The organism is Aurantimonas sp. A2-1-M11, from assembly GCF_036549475.1.
GTDB lineage: Bacteria > Pseudomonadota > Alphaproteobacteria > Rhizobiales > Rhizobiaceae > Aurantimonas.
In genome coordinates this window covers 43540-57811 of sequence record NZ_JAZHLI010000006.1, presented here as the reverse complement: position 1 = coordinate 57811, position 14272 = coordinate 43540, and the positions used below count along the sequence as shown (strand labels likewise).

18 protein-coding genes are annotated in these 14272 nt (G+C 68.5%); 4 read left to right on the top strand and 14 right to left on the bottom strand.

Features of this window, described 5'->3' with window-relative positions; all coding sequences use genetic code 11:
* Positions 1 to 68: 68 nt before the first annotated feature.
* Positions 69 to 2294, bottom strand: a complete 2226-nt coding sequence (gene purL, locus VQ042_RS04355; protein ID WP_331815961.1) for a phosphoribosylformylglycinamidine synthase subunit PurL — start codon at positions 2292 to 2294, stop codon at positions 69 to 71.
* A gap of 223 nt (positions 2295 to 2517) precedes the next feature.
* Between purL and VQ042_RS04350 the strand changes: the two genes are divergently transcribed.
* Complete coding sequence (locus VQ042_RS04350) at positions 2518 to 3081, top strand: tetratricopeptide repeat protein (protein WP_331815959.1); 564 nt, start codon at positions 2518 to 2520, stop codon at positions 3079 to 3081.
* A 37-nt stretch (positions 3082 to 3118) separates the two neighbouring features.
* Here VQ042_RS04350 and VQ042_RS04345 read toward each other — a convergent pair whose 3' ends face one another.
* From VQ042_RS04345 to purC, 6 genes are all read right to left on the bottom strand, one after another.
* The gene (locus VQ042_RS04345; protein WP_331815957.1) at positions 3119 to 3568 is read right to left on the bottom strand and encodes a hypothetical protein; all 450 of its coding nucleotides are present in this window, start codon (positions 3566 to 3568) and stop codon (positions 3119 to 3121) included.
* A complete protein-coding gene (locus tag VQ042_RS04340) occupies positions 3552 to 3968 on the bottom strand; it encodes a hypothetical protein (protein WP_331816100.1) in 417 nt (138 codons plus the stop codon). The genes VQ042_RS04345 and VQ042_RS04340 overlap by 17 nt, the downstream gene beginning before the upstream one ends.
* Entirely contained in the window at positions 3968 to 4648 is a 681-nt protein-coding gene (purQ, locus tag VQ042_RS04335; RefSeq protein ID WP_331815955.1) for a phosphoribosylformylglycinamidine synthase subunit PurQ, read from the bottom strand. Before purQ ends, VQ042_RS04340 begins: the two co-directional genes overlap by 1 nt.
* 105 nt (positions 4649 to 4753) lie before the next feature.
* Positions 4754 to 4891 (bottom strand): hypothetical protein, encoded by a 138-nt coding sequence (locus tag VQ042_RS04330; protein WP_331815953.1) that lies wholly within the window; start codon positions 4889 to 4891, stop codon positions 4754 to 4756.
* Between the two features lie 138 nt (positions 4892 to 5029).
* On the bottom strand, positions 5030 to 5272 hold the full coding sequence (gene purS / locus VQ042_RS04325; protein WP_331815951.1) for a phosphoribosylformylglycinamidine synthase subunit PurS: 243 nt from the start codon (positions 5270 to 5272) through the stop codon (positions 5030 to 5032).
* A gap of 70 nt (positions 5273 to 5342) precedes the next feature.
* A complete protein-coding gene (gene purC, locus VQ042_RS04320; protein WP_331815949.1) occupies positions 5343 to 6107 on the bottom strand; it encodes a phosphoribosylaminoimidazolesuccinocarboxamide synthase in 765 nt (254 codons plus the stop codon).
* A 259-nt stretch (positions 6108 to 6366) separates the two neighbouring features.
* Here purC and VQ042_RS04315 point away from each other — a divergent pair, with 259 nt between their 5' ends.
* Both VQ042_RS04315 and VQ042_RS04310 read left to right on the top strand, forming a co-directional pair.
* Positions 6367 to 6684: a DUF1476 domain-containing protein gene (locus tag VQ042_RS04315; protein WP_331815947.1), complete on the top strand. Its 318-nt coding sequence runs from the start codon at positions 6367 to 6369 to the stop codon at positions 6682 to 6684.
* A 1-nt stretch (position 6685) separates the two neighbouring features.
* Positions 6686 to 7456 (top strand): HpcH/HpaI aldolase family protein, encoded by a 771-nt coding sequence (locus tag VQ042_RS04310; RefSeq protein ID WP_331815945.1) that lies wholly within the window; start codon positions 6686 to 6688, stop codon positions 7454 to 7456.
* Positions 7457 to 7487: 31 nt separating this feature from the next.
* On the opposite strand, the gene VQ042_RS04305 is transcribed toward VQ042_RS04310, so the two are convergent.
* The 7 genes from VQ042_RS04305 to VQ042_RS04275 all read right to left on the bottom strand — a co-directional run bounded on the left by VQ042_RS04305 (position 7488) and on the right by VQ042_RS04275 (position 13578).
* Positions 7488 to 8048, bottom strand: a complete 561-nt coding sequence (locus VQ042_RS04305; RefSeq protein ID WP_331815943.1) for an RBBP9/YdeN family alpha/beta hydrolase — start codon at positions 8046 to 8048, stop codon at positions 7488 to 7490.
* 65 nt (positions 8049 to 8113) lie between these two features.
* The gene (locus VQ042_RS04300) at positions 8114 to 8863 is read right to left on the bottom strand and encodes an SDR family NAD(P)-dependent oxidoreductase (protein WP_331815941.1); all 750 of its coding nucleotides are present in this window, start codon (positions 8861 to 8863) and stop codon (positions 8114 to 8116) included.
* 10 nt (positions 8864 to 8873) lie between these two features.
* Positions 8874 to 9089 (bottom strand): hypothetical protein, encoded by a 216-nt coding sequence (locus tag VQ042_RS04295; protein WP_331815939.1) that lies wholly within the window; start codon positions 9087 to 9089, stop codon positions 8874 to 8876.
* A gap of 108 nt (positions 9090 to 9197) precedes the next feature.
* Positions 9198 to 10508, bottom strand: coding sequence for an adenylosuccinate lyase (purB, locus tag VQ042_RS04290; protein ID WP_331815937.1), 1311 nt, complete (start codon positions 10506 to 10508; stop codon positions 9198 to 9200).
* Positions 10509 to 10601: 93 nt separating this feature from the next.
* Entirely contained in the window at positions 10602 to 11351 is a 750-nt protein-coding gene (locus VQ042_RS04285; protein ID WP_331815935.1) for a DUF2259 domain-containing protein, read from the bottom strand.
* Between the two features lie 63 nt (positions 11352 to 11414).
* Positions 11415 to 12428 (bottom strand): P1 family peptidase, encoded by a 1014-nt coding sequence (locus VQ042_RS04280; RefSeq protein ID WP_331815933.1) that lies wholly within the window; start codon positions 12426 to 12428, stop codon positions 11415 to 11417.
* 4 nt (positions 12429 to 12432) lie between these two features.
* Positions 12433 to 13578, bottom strand: coding sequence for a branched-chain amino acid ABC transporter substrate-binding protein (locus VQ042_RS04275; protein WP_331815931.1), 1146 nt, complete (start codon positions 13576 to 13578; stop codon positions 12433 to 12435).
* Positions 13579 to 13754: 176 nt separating this feature from the next.
* Here VQ042_RS04275 and VQ042_RS04270 point away from each other — a divergent pair, with 176 nt between their 5' ends.
* Positions 13755 to 14261, top strand: coding sequence for a flavin reductase (locus VQ042_RS04270; protein ID WP_442880026.1), 507 nt, complete (start codon positions 13755 to 13757; stop codon positions 14259 to 14261).
* Positions 14262 to 14272 lie beyond the last annotated feature (11 nt).

The following is a 14272-nucleotide window of genomic DNA, read 5'->3' as shown; positions in this document are numbered from 1 at the left end:
CGCGACCGAACCGGATGATAGGGATGGCCCGGCCCGCGATCAATCGCGGACGCCGGTGTCCGTGTCGCTCAGGCCGCGGCTGCGGGCTCGATGATCTCGCCGGACATGTAGGCCGGGAACCAGGTTTCGTGGGCGATGGTGAGATCCTCGACCGGCAGGTCGAGACGCCCGGCGACAACCAGCCGGTCGCCTTCGACGGTGCCCAGACGGCGCAGGGGCACGCCGGCCGTGGCCGCCTCGGCCTCGACCGCGGCCACGTCGCCCGCCTTGAGGGCCACGACGTAGCGCGCCTGGTCCTCGCCGAAGAGCCGCGCATGGCCGGCGCCGTCGCCCGCATCCAGGCTGGCGCCTAGGCCCGAGGCTATGCACATTTCCGCCAGGGCGATGGCCAGGCCGCCGTCGGAGAGGTCGTGGCAGGCCGCGACGCGGCCGTCGCGGATGAGCCCGCGAACGAAATCGCCATGGCGCTTCTCGGCGCCCAGGTCGACCGGGGGTGGGGAGCCCGCCTCGCGGCCCGCGATCTCGCGCAGATAGATCGAGGCGCCCAGATGGCTGCCGTCGGCGCCCACCAGCATCAGGATCTCGCCATCCTGCATGCCGCCGATCGTGGCGGTGCGGCTGCGATCCTCGATCAGGCCGACGCCGCCGATGGTCGGGGTGGGCAGGATGCCCTGGCCGTGGGTCTCGTTGTAGAGCGAGACATTGCCCGAGACGATCGGGAAGGCGAGGGCCTCGCAGGCCTTGCCGATGCCCTCGACCGCCTTGACGAACTGTCCCATCAGCTCCGGCTTTTCCGGATTGCCGAAATTGAGATTGTCGGTGGCCGCCAGCGGCTCGGCGCCGACCGCGGTCAGGTTGCGCCAGCATTCGGCGACCGCCTGCATGCCGCCCTGCAGGGGATCGGCCTCGCAATAGCGCGGCGTCACGTCCGAGGAGAAGGCCAGCGCCTTGGTCGGATGGCCGTCGACGCGCACGACGCCGGCGTCGCCGCCCGGCCGCTGCAGCGAATTGCCCTGGATCAGCGTGTCGTACTGCTCGAACACCCAGCGCCGCGAGCACAGATCCGGCGAGCCGAGCAGCGTCAAGAGCGCGGCGCCGTAATCGGCGGGTTCGGCAATCTCTCCGGCAGCGATCGGCGCGGCGGGCACCGGCTCGATCCAGGGGCGATCGTATTCCGGCGCCTCGTCGCCCAACTCCTTGATCGGCAGATTGCCGACCTCGCGGCCCTCCCACAGGATGCGGAAGCGCAGATCGTCGGTGGTGCGGCCGACGATGGCGAAGTCGAGGCCCCATTTGACGAAGATCGCCTCGGCTTCCTCGCGCTTGTCGGGGCGCAGCACCATGAGCATGCGCTCCTGGCTTTCCGACAGCATCATCTCGTAGGCGGTCATCTTTGCCTCGCGGACCGGCACCTGGTCGAGATCGAGCTCGATGCCGAGATCACCCTTGGCGCCCATCTCGACGGCCGAGCAGGTCAGGCCCGCCGCACCCATGTCCTGGATGGCGATGACCGCGCCGGTCTGCATGAGCTCCAGACAGGCCTCCAGCAGGCACTTCTCGGTGAAGGGATCGCCGACCTGCACGGTCGGGCGCTTCTCTTCGATCGTGTCGTCGAACTCGGCGGAGGCCATGGTCGCGCCGCCGACACCGTCGCGGCCCGTCTTGGCGCCGAGATAGACGACCGGCAGGCCGACGCCTTCGGCCCTGGAGTAGAAGATCGCGTCGGTTCTCGCGAGACCGGCCGCAAAGGCGTTGACCAGGCAATTGCCGTTGTAGCGGGGATGGAAATTGACCTCGCCGCCGACCGTCGGCACGCCGAAGGAATTGCCGTAGCCGCCGACGCCGGCGACCACGCCGGCCACGATGTGGCGTGTGCGCGGATGGTCCGGCGCGCCGAAGCGCAGGGCGTTCATGGCCGCGATCGGCCGGGCGCCCATGGTGAAGACATCGCGCAGGATGCCGCCGACGCCGGTCGCGGCGCCCTGGTAGGGCTCGATATAGGAAGGGTGGTTGTGGCTCTCCATCTTGAAGACCACGCAGAGCCCGTCGCCGATATCGACGACGCCGGCATTCTCGCCGGGGCCCTGGATGACGCGCTCGCCCTTGGTCGGCAGGGTCCGCAGCCAGCGCTTGGAGGATTTGTACGAGCAATGCTCGTTCCACATGGCCGAGAAGATGCCGAGTTCGGTCAGCGTCGGCTCGCGGCCGATCAGCGCCAGGACGCGGTCGTACTCGTCCGGCTTCAGCCCGTGCGCGGCGATCAGTTCCGGGGTGATGGGGGTCTCGGCGTTCATGGCGTGTCCTGGGGCGACGTTCCGGCAAGGTCCTGCGGGCCTGTTACCACCTGCGGCGGCGCACACAAAGGGGCTTGGGCGCCGTCCCGCGATCGCCGGCTTCAGGCGCTGGGCAGGGCCGCCGGCGCGGCGAGACGCTCTGCCGCACCCGGCGCCGGTTTCGCGGCGTCCCGATCGGTGGTCTCATCCGGCAGAGGCAACCGGCGCAGGCAGGGAGAGCCCCATGGCGAAGACGGCGACCGGAGCAGTTGGCAGGCTTGCCGGGTACCTGCTCCTCGGCCTTGCGACCGTGACCGGCCTGCCGCCCGAGGCCGGCGCCGTGTTTTCCGGCGAGATGAGCCCCAAGGTGCGCTCCGGCGATTCCGACTATGCCGACGGCGTCGAAGCCTTCGACGCCGAGAACTGGCCGGCCGCCATCACGGCGTTCGCCAGGGTCGTGGCACGGCGGCCGCATCACGACAATGCCTGGACGCTGCTCGCCTATTCCCTGCGCAAATCCGGCAATCACGAGCGCGCCCTCGACGCCTATGGACGGGCGCTGTCGATCAATCCCCATCATCGCGGCGCCATGGCCTATCTCGGTGAAGCCTATCTCGATCTCGGCCGGGTGCGCGATGCCGGTATCCTGCTCATCCGCCTCCGCGGCGAATGCCGGCGCGTGGCGCTGACCTTCTCCGACGGGGCGTTCGAGAATGGCTGCCGCGAATACACGGCGCTGGAGCAGTCGATCCGCAGCTACAAGGACGATCCCGCCGCGCGGGTCGAGCCGGTCAAGCAGCGCTGGTAGGCAGCCGCGACTGTTGTGACGCCGATTGGCAAAGGAGCTAGCGCGTGCCGGCCGGGAGGTAGTCGATGCCATCCGAGCGGCAGGGCCCCGTGTCCGCGGGCCGGCGCAGCACCAGCGTGTCGTCGTCCACCTGCGAGATCGCGTCGCCGTCGAGGCGGCGGGTGAAGAGGATCAGCGCGTGGTCCATGCCACCCCCAGCGACCGGCGAGCGCAGGCAGAGGCCGTAGCCCCCCGGATCGGCGACGGGCAGGAAGCCGGCCGAGCGCTCGGAAGGGCGGCGGCGAAAGATGCCGGCTGCCGTGGCGTCGGCATAGGCGATCTCGGCGGGGCCGGGGCGGGCCGAACCGGCCGAGGAGGTCGCCGAGACGGCCTGGGGTGCGCGTTCGGCCCGCGATGCGGTTTCTCCCGACAGGCAGGCGCTGAGGCCGAAGCCCGCCAGCACCGCCGCGATGGTCTGCAGCCGCGCCATGTCAGGCGGTGCAGCCATCCGCGCCGGCGCGCCAGCGGGACAGATCGGCGGAGATGCGGGCGGCGACGGGCTCGCCCATCAGCGGCCCGTAGACGTCGATTCCGGTGGAGCCCTTGCGGCCTTCGACGACCAGCAGCGGCCGGGATTCCGGCTTGCCGCGGGGCACCAGAAGAAAGCGCGGGCGGCCCGAGAAGGAGGATAGCTCCGGCGCGAGGCTGTAGGGTGCGAACGCCGCGTCGCCGGATTTGAACCAGCAGCGATTGGCCGCGAGCGTCAGGCGCTCCATGCGGTCGAGACCCGTGTCCTGACCCGCGCCGGCGCTGGTGGCAGGGCCCGGCTTCGTGGCGCAGGCGCCCAGCAGCGCCGAAAGCGCAAGGGCCGCCAGAAGCGACGCGAAGGACCGCAGGGCGGACCCGATCACGCAGCCAGGCTCGTCGTCATGCCAAGGGCGCTCTCGAAGATCGCCCGGCCGTCGGTGCCGCCATGTTCCGGCTCGATGAGATTTTCCGGATGCGGCATCATGCCTAGAACATTGCCGGAATCGTTGACGATGCCGGCGATGTCGCGAATGGCGCCGTTCGGATTGGTGCCCTCGGCATAGCGGAAGACAATCCGGTTCTCGCCATCGAGGCGCGCCAGCGTCGCCTCGTCGGCGAAATAATTGCCGTCATGATGGGCGACCGGGCAGCGGATGATCTGGCCGTCCGTGTAGTTGCGGGTGAAGCGGGTGGCCGCGGTGACCACTTCCAGCTTCACGTCGCGGCAGACGAAACGCAGGGTGTTGTTGCGCATCAGCGCGCCGGGCAGAAGCCCCGCCTCGCAGAGGATCTGGAAGCCGTTGCAGACGCCGAGCACCGGCACGCCGCGCGCCGCGGCATCGGCGACGGCCCGCATCGCCGGCGACCGGGCCGCGATGGCGCCGCAGCGCAGATAGTCGCCGAAGGAAAAGCCGCCCGGGATGACGATGAGGTCCACGTCGGGGATCGTCGTCTCCGTCTGCCAGACCGTGCGCGGAGCCTGTCCGGTGATCGATGTCAGCGCGGCGATCATGTCACGATCGCGATTGAGACCGGGAAGGAGGAGAACGGCTGTTTTCATGGCGTCACAGCAAAGTTGGAGAGCGAGGCCGGCAAGGCCCGGAAATGGAAACGGCGGCATCATCTTCGGCAAAGATGGTGCCGCCGGGGCGAAGCGACAGGCGACTCAGGCTTGCGGATCGTAGAGATTTGGCGGTTCGGACAATTCCCGAAGCTCGAGCCGCCGCTCGATGCGCTCCAGCCGATCGCCGTTCCGGTCGAGAATCCCGTAGATGTTGTGGATGTCGCTCTGCATCGACACCATGGTTCCGGATCGACTGCAGCTCTGCCTTCACCTCGGACAGCCGGAAATTCAGCTTGTCGAAGCGTTGATGAAACCCTTTCATCAACTCGAACATCAGTTCGTTCGTGACCTCGGTCATCATACCCTCTGGTACAACCCCTACGCGATCTCCACAGTGTAGTTCTCGATGACGGCATTGGCCAGCAATCTGGCGCACATGTCGTCGAGCGACGCCTCGGCCGCGGCGCGGTCCTCGCCGTCGATCTCGACGTCGAACACCTTGCCCTGGCGGACCGATCCGACGCCGTCGAAGCCGAGATGGCCGAGCGCGCCCTCGATCGCCTTGCCCTGCGGGTCGAGGACGCCGTTCTTCAGCGTGACGACAATGCGTGCCTTGATCACGATATCCGCCTGTCCTTGGAATAGACCAGTCTCAATGCCGGCACCGGCTGCTTGACGGCACGGCGCCGCCTCACTTGACCAGTACCGGCCCCGAGGGGCGGGGCGGCTCGTTCTCGTTCATGATGCCGAGACGACGCGCGACTTCCTGATAGGCTTCGACGAGGCCGCCCATGTCGCGGCGGAACCGGTCCTTGTCGAGCTTCTCCTGGGTCTGCACGTCCCAGAGCCGGCACGAATCGGGCGAGATCTCGTCGGCGACGATGATCCGCATCATGTCGCCCTCATACAGCCGGCCCATCTCGATCTTGAAGTCGACGAGCTGGATGCCGACGCCGAGGAAGAGGCCGGAGAGGAAGTCGTTGACCCGGATGGCCAGCGCCATGATGTCGTCGATTTCCTGCGGGCTCGCCCAGCCGAAGGCCGTGATGTGCTCTTCGGAGACCAGCGGGTCATCGAGCGCGTCGGCCTTGTAGTAGAACTCGATGATCGAGCGCGGCAGTACCGTGCCTTCCTCGATGCCGAGGCGCTTGGCCAGCGAACCGGCCGCCACGTTGCGCACCACCACTTCCAGCGGGATGATCTCGACTTCCTTGATCAGCTGCTCACGCATGTTGAGCCGCTTAATGAAGTGGGTCGGAATGCCCATCTTGTTCAGGTGCAGGAAGATGTATTCGGAAATGCGGTTGTTGAGGACGCCCTTTCCGTCGACGACTTCGTGCTTCTTCTTATTGAAGGCGGTGGCATCGTCCTTGAAGAACTGGACCAGGGTGCCGGGCTCGGGGCCCTCGTAGAGGATCTTGCCCTTGCCTTCGTAGATACGGCGGCGACGTGTCATTATGCAGCTCTATCGTGGTGGAGGCACCGACCCTGGCCCGGTGCGAAGACGTCTGACGATCATGCCGGTCATTAGACCAAACGGTCGACCTTAACAATCGTCGACTGCCGGCATGAGGGGCAAGTCGTACGGTTGTGCGCAGATATCAAGGTCACACGGGGCTGGCGACAGCCGAAAGCGGCTTCAAAAAGCCGGCGCCAGCCAGTAAGGATCAGCCAGGCCGAGGCGATTGCCCGGCCATCGGACAAGGAGGACGATCATGTCGCTGAACGACCGCGAGCGGGACTTCGAGTCGCGCTATGCCCATGACCAGGAGGTCCGCTTCCGGATCGAGGCACGGCGCAACAAGCTGCTCGGTTTGTGGGCTGCGGGACTGCTCGGCAAGAGCGGCGACGACGCCAATGCCTACGCCCAGGAAGTGATCAAGGCGGATTTCCTGATGCCGGGCGACGACGACGTGTTCCAGAAGATCCGCAGGGATTTCGACGCGGCGGGCGTCGAGCAGTCGGATCACCAGATCCGTCAGCGCATGGCCCAGTTCCTCGGCGAGGCCGAGAAGCAAGTCCAGTCCGAATAGAATGGCGCTTCCCAGACTTCGCAGCCGCCTCGGCGACGGCGGCTTCGTGCTGTCGTCGTGGCTCGGCATTCCCGAGCCGCTCGTGCACGAAGCGTTCCTGCGCGCCGATTTCGATGCCGCGACCTTCGACGTCCAGCACGGGCTCCTCGACGTGGCGTCCCTGCGCGATGGCATCGAGCGGGCGGTCCTGCTCGGCCGGCCGGCGCTGGTGCGGCTGCCGATCGAGGATCGGTCCCTGGCGGCCCGCTGCCTCGATTTCGGCGCGACGGGCCTGATCATGCCGATGATCGAGACCGCCGAGGATGCGCGCGCCTTCGTCTCGGTGGTGAAGTATCCGCCGACGGGGCTGCGCTCCTACGGGCCGACACGCGCAGCACAGCTGCACGGTTACGACGACCGGAATGCCTATGTGCCAGAGGCCCGCACCGAGACGCTGGCCTTCGCGATGATCGAAACCTCGGCTGCGCTGGACAACCTGCCGGAGATCTTGGCGATCGACGGCCTGGACGGCGTCTTCGTGGGGCCGTCGGACCTGTCCATCGCCCTGTCGGGCAACGGCACGCTCGACCCGCGCAGCGAGACGACCGAGTCGGCGATCCGGCAGATCGCGGCATCGGCGGCTTCCGCGGACAAGATCGCGGCAATCTATGCGGCGACCCCGCAGGACGTGCAGCGCTATCGCGGCTACGGCTACCGCCTGGCCTGCGTCGGATCGGATTTCGGCGTGCTGGCGGCCGGTGCAGCCGCGCTGGCAAAGGCCGCGGCCGGCTGAATCGACACCTTGCCTGACGCCGTTCGCGGCGTCAGGCCGCCACGGTCAGGCGCGACATGAACTTGCCGAAGGTCAGAAGGCCTTCCGGCCAGGGACCGTGGCCGCTTTCGGCATTGATATGGCCCGATTCGCCGGCGTCGATGAACAGCGAGCCCCAGGCAGCGGCGATGTCCTCCGCGCTGTCCAGCGACGAAAAGGTATCGTTGCGGCTGGCGATGACGACGCTCGGAAACGGCAGCGGGTCGCGCGGATAGGGGCCGAAGGTCATCAGATGCCGGGGGCGTATGCTCTCGTTCCCGACATCCGGCGGCGCCACCAGGAAGGCGCCGGAGATCCGATTGCGGAACTGCGGCACCGCCTGGACGGCCGCAGCGACGCCGAGCGAATGGGCGACGAGCACGAGCGGACGCGTCGATTCGTTGACCGCCTCGGCGATGGCAGACGTCCAGTCGTCGCGCACCGGCTTGGACCATTCGGCCTGGCGGACCCGACGCGCGGTCGACAGCTTGCGCTCCCAACGGCTCTGCCAATGGTTCTCCGGGGAGCCCTTGTATCCGGGCACGATCAGGATGTCGGCATCTGCAACTCGCATCGGACCCAGATGCGACTGGCCACGATATGTGTCAAGGCGCCGCCCGGCAATTCGCGCGCACAGGGCTAACCGGTTGCTACCTTGAGGATATGACGTGCCAGCGCCGGGGAAATCCCGGCGATCCGGCGCAGGAGCGCGGCCTGGCCGACCCAGATCTCCGGCTCGGCTTTCGCCAGACCGCGCATGATCCGGTCAACCGCCTTGTCCACCGGCATCTTGCGGCCGGCATAGCCTGCGTTCAACGGGGTCTCGACCACCGCCAACAGGATCTCGATGACGGCGATCTGGCCGCCGGCGGCCTCGGCCTGATAGCGCATCGACTGGGTGAAGGCACGCAGGCCCGCCTTGCTGGCGCAATACACCGGATGCGGTACGGTCGGCGCGACGGCGAGGCCGCTGGTGTTGTTGACGATCATGGCGGTGCCGCGCCGGGAAAACGGCGCGAAGAGGCGCTGGCAGATGCGGATCGGGGCCTGCAGATTGACCGCGATCTGGATCTCGGCGAGTTCGTCCAGCCGCGCGGGGTCGCCATCGGCCAAGTCCGCCCGCTCCGAGACTCCGGCATTGTTGATCACGACGGACAGCTCGGGGTGGCGCTCCAGCAGCCCGTCGAGCGCTGCGTCCAGTGCCGCCATGTCGCTCAGGTCCACCGCCTCGTGGATGATGGAGGGCCCACCGATCGGCGGCGGCCGCCGCGACCAGGCGACAACCCGGCAGTCCCGTTCGACAAGGCGGGCGGCGAGCGCTGCGCCGACGCCGCTGGAGGCGCCGGTCAGGAGGACCGTGCGTCCTGAGATGTCGAAGCGTCGACTCACCTTGACGCGATCATTCCGCCGGCAGGGTGATCGGGTCGCTGCCGGCGGGCGGTGGCGCCTCGCTGGCCTCGCTCGGTACGTCGCCGACGGCATCGCGCGTGGAATCTTCGGGCGTGGCGGTGAAGAACAGGAAATAGACGATTCCCGCGACGACGAGAACGGTCAGCACGATCCAGAGCGTGTGATTGCGCTGGCTCGGGCGCTGGGGGTCGCGTGGCGTGGTCATGTCTCTTCCTCCCGGTTGAGCGGTTTCGCCCGGGGGCTGCAGAAACCCGGACGAAGCCGTGTGTCTGCCAACCGCTGGGCGCAGCCGATGGTTCCGGAGAAGGGCCCGTCAGCCGGCGCGGCCGAAGACCCGCTCGAAGATCGTGCCGACATGCTTGGTGTGATAGCCGAGGTCGAATTTCTCGCGGATCGTCGCCTCGGGCAGCGCCTTCGTCACCTCGGGGTCGGCCAGCAACTCGGTCAGGAAGTCCTTGTCCTCCTCCCAGACCCGCATGGCGTTGCGCTGGACCAGACGGTAGGAATCCTCGCGCGACACGCCAGCCTGGGTCAGTGCCAGCAAGACCCGCTGGGAATGGACGAGGCCCTTGAACTTGTTGAGGTTGGCCATCATCCGGTCGGGATAGACCAGCAACTTGTCGACGACGCCGGTGAGCCGAGCGAGGGCGAAGTCGAGGGTGATCGTCGCGTCCGGACCAATATAGCGCTCGACCGAGGAGTGCGAGATGTCCCGCTCGTGCCACAGGGCGACGTTCTCCAGGGCCGGCATGGCGTAGGAGCGGACCATCCGGGCAAGACCCGTGAGGTTCTCGGTCAGGACCGGGTTGCGCTTGTGCGGCATGGCCGACGAGCCCTTCTGGCCGGGCGAGAAATACTCCTCCGCTTCCAGCACCTCGGTGCGCTGCAGATGGCGGATCTCCGTCGCCAGTCGCTCGATGGAGGACGCCACGACCCCGAGGATGGCGAAGAACATGGCATGGCGATCGCGGGGGATGACCTGCGTCGACACCGGCTCCGGCGTCAGCCCCATGGCCTTGGCGACATGCTCCTCGACGCGCGGATCGATGTTGGCGAAGGTGCCGACGGCGCCGGAGATGGCGCAGGTGGCGATCTCCGCGCGGGCCGCGACCAGCCGTTCGCGGCAGCGCTGGAACTCTGCATAGGCGAGGGCGAGCTTGACGCCGAAGGTCGTCGGCTCGGCGTGGATGCCGTGCGAGCGGCCGATGGTGACGGTGTCGCGGTGCTCGAAGGCGCGGCGCTCGAGGGCGGCGAGCAGGGCATCCATGTCGGCGAGAAGGATGTCGGATGCGCGCACCAGCTGGACGTTGAAGCAGGTGTCGAGCACGTCCGACGAGGTCATGCCCTGGTGGACGAAGCGGGCGTCCGGTCCGACGATCTCCGACAGATGGGTCAGGAAGGCGATGACGTCGTGCTTGGTTTCCCGCTCGATCTCGTCGATCCGGTCGATGTCGAAGGTCGCAGCGCCGCCCTTCTCCCAGATCGTCCTGGCAGCACTCTCCGGGATCACGCCGAGTTCGGCGAGCGCATCGCAGGCATGGGCCTCGATCTCGAACCAGATCCGGAACTTCGTCTCCTGCGACCAGACGGCGACCATGTCGGGGCGGGAATAGCGAGGGATCATCGGCTGACATCTTTCGGAGACGAGCGGGGGAAAACGCGATGAGCGCCGTCTACCAGACGTTTTATATTGCCTCAACGGACTCCGGTGCGCGGCTCAGTCCACCGGCACCGGGTTGGCGATGAAGCGCAGATCCGGGCCTTCGAAGCCGACCTGTTCGACGCCGATGATCGCGACCGCGGCAAAGCCGCCATCGGGACGCTGAAGCACTCTCACCTCGGACACCCGGTAATCGAGCGGGCAGCCACGGCTTTCGGGGATGGACGAGTCTTCGTGGACGAGTTGCGCGGCGGTGCCGGGCTTGGTGGCGATCCGCACCAGGCGATAGCCGACGGTCTCCCCGAAACCCGTGCAATGGGCCGGGCCGGACAGGGGGATCGTCTCGATCCGCAATTCCACCAGCCGATCGGACGATGGGGCCATGGCGCGCGGCAGGAAGCGCGCCCGGTGCGGATCGTCCGGCAGTTCGGCGGCCGGGCTGGCGAAGACGAGCTGGCCGGCATCGGGTTGCGGATCATGGGTGTCGAACAGCGACGCGGCGCGGCTGCGGGCCTCGTCCATCGCCATGTCGAGGGTCGCGCTGTCGTCGTCCAGCCGCACCCGGACGGGCGAGGGCGCCAGGAAGCGATCCTCGTTCACATCGAGGAAGAAGATCTCCGCATAGGGAAAGCCCGAGCCATCCTGGATGCCGGACTGGCCGAAGGCATAGACGCTGCCATCGGCGGAAAAGCCGTAGGACTGCAGCGTGGCGAAGTCGCCGGCCCGGGCCGTGGCGGGCGCGGCGGCGAGCAGGGCCGCCAGCATCAAGCTGCGCAGGCGGTGCGGGGACCCGAAATGCGTCGGCATGTGCGTTCCTCCCACTTGGGTCATGTTCCGCCGGCCAACCGCATCGGGTCGACCGGCCGCAACTCATCCCGCAGACCAGACGGGTAAGCGATCATAGTCCTGTGCGCTCGCGGCCGAAACGCCCCGTGCGATGGCGCGGGCCATGGTGGCGGCGGCTGCCGCGGCCAGTTCCACCCGTTCGCCCGGCTCGGGTGCGATACCGCTGGTGCCTGTGGCAACGGCAAAGACCAGATCGCCGTCGAAATCGGTGTGGGACGGCCAGATCGCTCTGGCAAATCCATCCTGCCCGGCAATGGCCAGCCGCCTGGCGGCCGCCTTGTCGAGCACCGCATCGGTGGCCAGGATGCCAATCGTGGTGTTGGTGCCCGGGCGCGGGTCGAGCTTGGTGCGCATGGCGGCGGCGTCGGCCGGCAGGGGGCTGGGCAGGCCGAGACCGCCGAACTCGCCGGCCATCTCGAAGGGCGCTGCCCAGAAATGGCGGCCGGTTCCAATGGTGACGGAGCCGAGTGCATTGACGGCCACGAGGGCGGCGACGGTGATGCCGCTCGCCAGAATGGTTGAGGCCGTGCCCAGACCGCCCTTGAGGGTCGCCGTGGTGCAGCCGATGCCGGCTCCGGCCGTGCCGATGGCGAAGTCCTCCGTGGCCGTGCGGGCCGCCTCGTAGCCGAAGTCGCGATAGGGCGGGTAGCGATCCCAGCCGGCGCGCTTGTCGCCGCCATTGGCCAGATCGAACAGGATCGCCGCCGGAACGATCGGCACCCGCACGTCGCCGACGGCAAAGCCGCGACCGCTTTCTGCCAGGAAGGCCTGCACGCCCGCGGCAGCGTCGAGGCCGAAGGCCGAACCGCCCGACAGCGCCAGCGCGTCGATGGCGGCCACCGTGTTTTCCGGCGCCAGGAGATCCGTCTCGCGGGTGCCGGGAGCGCCGCCGAGAATGGCGACGGAGGCGACCGCCGGCCGATCGAGCAGGACGACGGTCGTGCCGCTCTTCAGGGCCGCGTCGCCGGCATGGCCCACACGGATGCCGGCCAGGTCGGTCAGGCTGTTGCGTGGCCCCTGCCGCCAGCCGCCGGACATGGGCTCAGCCTTCGCCGGCTTCGGCGAAGCGGTCGCCGCGCCATTCGAACACCCGGTAGAGGTCGAGGTCGGAATCGCCCTTGTCGTCGAAACCGATTTCGCCGAGCGCGGTCGCGAAGCTGTCCGCCCCGAGAATTTCGGCAAGGGGACGATCGGTGGCAGCCGCCCGCCGCGCCGCCGTGAGGGCGATCTCGGTCGCCGCATAGGCCGTGCCGAAATAGCCCTGCGGCGGCAGCAACCCGCCCTCGTCCGTGGCCGCGGCGGCCAGTTCGGGAAAGCTGCTGCGTGGGGCCACCGCGATCACGCCCTCGGGCAGGGGTGCATCGATGCTGGTCTCGTCGAGCAGTTCCTCGCCGCCGATCACCTGCAACGACAGGCCGGAGGCGGCAGCGTCGCGCATGATGATCGCGACGTCCGGCCGGTCGCCGGCGATGAAGAAGCGCGTGATGCCCGTGCGCTCCAGCCGGCGCACGAGGCCGAACTGCTTTTCCTCGGCGGGGCGGTAATTGTCGACGCTCTGTGGTTCGATGCCCTGGTCGCCGAGCAGGCGGCGCACCGCATCGGCCAGGCCGCGCGCCGCGATCGAGCCGTCGTCGACGAGGCCGAGCGGCTCGCCCTGCCAGCGCCGGGCGATCTCGCCGGCGATGGCCGCGGCCTGGGCGTCGGAGCGCGGGGCGATGCGCCAGACCAGATGGCCCGTGCGCTCGCGGCGGTCGGTCAGCCGGTTGGCGCGCACGCCGACGTCGATCACCGGAATGCCGGCTTCTGTCAGGACCGGCAGCGCCGCCTCGATGGCTTCGGCGCAGAGAAAGCCGACGACCGCCGCGGCGTCCATCGCCACGAAGGTCTCCGCCGCCTGGCGGCCGCCCTCGGACGAGCATCTTGTGTCGGCGTCGACGATCTCGATGGCGGCATCGCCCTCCGTGGTGCCGGCCGCGGCGCGCGCGCCGGCGACGAGCTGCTGCCCGAGAATCGCCTGGCTGTCGCTCAGCGGCGCGGCGACGCCGAGAAGGACTGGCGCCGCCGGGCCCTGTGCGGGGTCGGCCGGCTGGGCCGCAGCCGGAAACGCAAGGCAGAGACCGGCCAGGGACAGGGCGGCCAGGCAGGTGGCGCGGCCGAGCCGGCCGGCGTCGGGAAGCATCGTGATCATGGCCGGGAGACTACAGCACGCCGCGGGCCAGCGGAAACGCCTTTCCACGCCCCGGCACGGCGACGTCGCCCGGTCATCGCACCCTGCGCGAGGACGGATTGCCCCTTGCCCCCGTGCGAAACCGCTCAGCTCGCCCTATGTTCGGGGCAATGTCTCGGGATTCGGTCCCGCAATGCATGGAAGATGGTTTGCTGACGACTTCGACGATCGACCGCGAGAGCTTTCGCGACGCGATGAGCCGCTTTGCGGCGGCAGTGCACCTGGTGACGACCGACGGACCGGCAGGGCGGCGGGGCGTGACGGTGTCCTCCGCCTGCTCGGTGTCCGATTCCCCGGCCACGCTGCTCGTGTGTCTCAACATGTCCAGCCCGGACAATGACCGCTTCGAGGAGAACGGCAATTTCGCCGTCAACCTCCTGGGCGCGGAGGACGAGGCGGTGGCCCGCGCCTTTGCCGGCGAGGGCCGGCTGTCGCCCGAGGCCCGCTTCGCCTCGGCCGAATGGGAGACGCTGCAGACCGGCGCGCCGTTGCTCACCTCCTCGCTCGCCAGCTTCGACTGCCGGCTCCTCGAGGCCAGCGTCGTCGCGACCCACCGGATCCTGATCGGCGAGGTCGTGGCCGTGCGCACCAATCCCAAGGCCTCCTCCCTGGTCTATCTAGACCGGGCCTACCGCCATCTCTGACGGGCCCTGGG

Excerpts from the sequence above, each read along its gene's own strand:
- purL (WP_331815961.1), bottom strand. The coding sequence starts at position 2,294 with ATGAACGCCGAGACCCCCATCACCCCGGAACTGATCGCCGCGCACGGG.
- VQ042_RS04350 (WP_331815959.1), top strand. The coding sequence starts at position 2,518 with ATGGCGAAGACGGCGACCGGAGCAGTTGGCAGGCTTGCCGGGTACCTG.
- VQ042_RS04345 (WP_331815957.1), bottom strand. The coding sequence starts at position 3,568 with ATGGCTGCACCGCCTGACATGGCGCGGCTGCAGACCATCGCGGCGGTG.
- purQ (WP_331815955.1), bottom strand. The coding sequence starts at position 4,648 with ATGAAAACAGCCGTTCTCCTCCTTCCCGGTCTCAATCGCGATCGTGAC.
- VQ042_RS04330 (WP_331815953.1), bottom strand. The coding sequence starts at position 4,891 with ATGGTGTCGATGCAGAGCGACATCCACAACATCTACGGGATTCTCGAC.
- purC (WP_331815949.1), bottom strand. The coding sequence starts at position 6,107 with ATGACACGTCGCCGCCGTATCTACGAAGGCAAGGGCAAGATCCTCTAC.
- VQ042_RS04315 (WP_331815947.1), top strand. The coding sequence starts at position 6,367 with ATGTCGCTGAACGACCGCGAGCGGGACTTCGAGTCGCGCTATGCCCAT.
- VQ042_RS04310 (WP_331815945.1), top strand. The coding sequence starts at position 6,686 with ATGGCGCTTCCCAGACTTCGCAGCCGCCTCGGCGACGGCGGCTTCGTG.
- VQ042_RS04305 (WP_331815943.1), bottom strand. The coding sequence starts at position 8,048 with ATGCGAGTTGCAGATGCCGACATCCTGATCGTGCCCGGATACAAGGGC.
- VQ042_RS04295 (WP_331815939.1), bottom strand. The coding sequence starts at position 9,089 with ATGACCACGCCACGCGACCCCCAGCGCCCGAGCCAGCGCAATCACACG.
- purB (WP_331815937.1), bottom strand. The coding sequence starts at position 10,508 with ATGATCCCTCGCTATTCCCGCCCCGACATGGTCGCCGTCTGGTCGCAG.
- VQ042_RS04285 (WP_331815935.1), bottom strand. The coding sequence starts at position 11,351 with ATGCCGACGCATTTCGGGTCCCCGCACCGCCTGCGCAGCTTGATGCTG.
- VQ042_RS04280 (WP_331815933.1), bottom strand. The coding sequence starts at position 12,428 with ATGTCCGGCGGCTGGCGGCAGGGGCCACGCAACAGCCTGACCGACCTG.
- VQ042_RS04275 (WP_331815931.1), bottom strand. The coding sequence starts at position 13,578 with ATGATCACGATGCTTCCCGACGCCGGCCGGCTCGGCCGCGCCACCTGC.
- VQ042_RS04270 (WP_442880026.1), top strand. The coding sequence starts at position 13,755 with ATGGAAGATGGTTTGCTGACGACTTCGACGATCGACCGCGAGAGCTTT.